The following is a 1,056-nucleotide window of genomic DNA, read 5'->3' on the forward strand; positions in this document are numbered from 1 at the left end:
GTGCCGGGGATGCCCGGGCCGGCGGGAGGCGGGGGTCAGCGCGGCAGGTGCGGCAGCACCTTCTCGCGGTAGAAATCGAAGAAGCCGCGCATGTCGGGCCCGATCTGGCTGACGTAGACGTGGTCGAAGCCGGCCTCCACCGGGGCGGTGACCGCCTTGATGTGCGCCTCGGGGTCGGGGCCGCAGGGCACCGGTCCGTCCTCGACGTGCTGTTCGGTGATGAGTTGGGTGGCCTGCTCGAAGTGGCGCGGGTCGGGCAGCAGGGAGGCCATCTCGCCGGGGAGGAAGAGGTTGGGCCAGCACCGCAGCACGGTGCGCACCGCGTTGTCCCGGTCCGTGTCCCAGCACACCTTGACGCCGGAGGAGGCGGGGCCGGTGCCGCCGCGCTCGCGGTAGCGGCTCAGCAGGTCGCCCTCGGGGCCCATGGCGATGTAGCCGTCACCGATGCGGGCCGCCAGGTCGGTGGCGATCGGTCCGAAGCCGGAGACGTCGATCTGCACGGTGTCGTCGGGGACGGTGTACAGGCGGGCGTTCTGCACCGTGTAGTGGGTGCCCCGGTGGCTGATCTGCTTGCCGGTGAGCAGGTCGCGGATGATGCCGACGGCCTCCTCCAGCATCTCCAGTCGTACCGGGGTGGTGGGCCAGTGGGTGCCCAGGATGTGCTCGTTGAGGGCCTCACCGCTGCCGACGCCGAACCGGAAACGGCCCTCGAGCTGCACGGCGGCGGTGGCGACGGCCTGGGCGACGACGGCGGGGTGGGTGCGGACGGTCGGGCAGGTGACGGCGGTCTGCACCGGCAGGCGGGTGGCCTCCGACAGGGCGCCGATCACCGACCAGACGAACGGGCTGTGTCCCTGGGCGTCCACCCACGGGTGGTAGTGGTCGGAGATCCACAGCGCGTCGAACCCGGCGTCCTCGGCCATGCGGGCCTGCTCGACGAGTTCACGGGGGCCGTGGTCCTCACTGGCGATGAAGTAGCCGTAGCGGACGCGGGGGGATCCGGAGGGGGACGCGGAGCCGGACTCGGTGGTCATGGGGGTGTGCTCCCGGGGTGCT

1 protein-coding gene is annotated in these 1,056 nt (G+C 72.0%); it reads right to left on the reverse strand.

Annotated features, from left to right (window positions below; translation table 11 throughout):
* Nucleotides 1–35 precede the first annotated feature (35 nt).
* Complete coding sequence (locus FNQ90_RS24460) at nucleotides 36–1,034, reverse strand: TIGR03557 family F420-dependent LLM class oxidoreductase (RefSeq protein ID WP_182608329.1); 999 nt, start codon at nucleotides 1,032–1,034, stop codon at nucleotides 36–38.
* Nucleotides 1,035–1,056: the final 22 nt, after the last annotated feature.

The sequence above is a fragment of the Streptomyces alkaliphilus genome (genome assembly GCF_014141535.1).
GTDB classification, from domain to species: Bacteria; Actinomycetota; Actinomycetes; order Streptomycetales; family Streptomycetaceae; genus Streptomyces; species Streptomyces alkaliphilus.

Excerpts from the sequence above, each read along its gene's own strand:
- FNQ90_RS24460 (WP_182608329.1), bottom strand. The coding sequence starts at position 1,034 with ATGACCACCGAGTCCGGCTCCGCGTCCCCCTCCGGATCCCCCCGCGTC.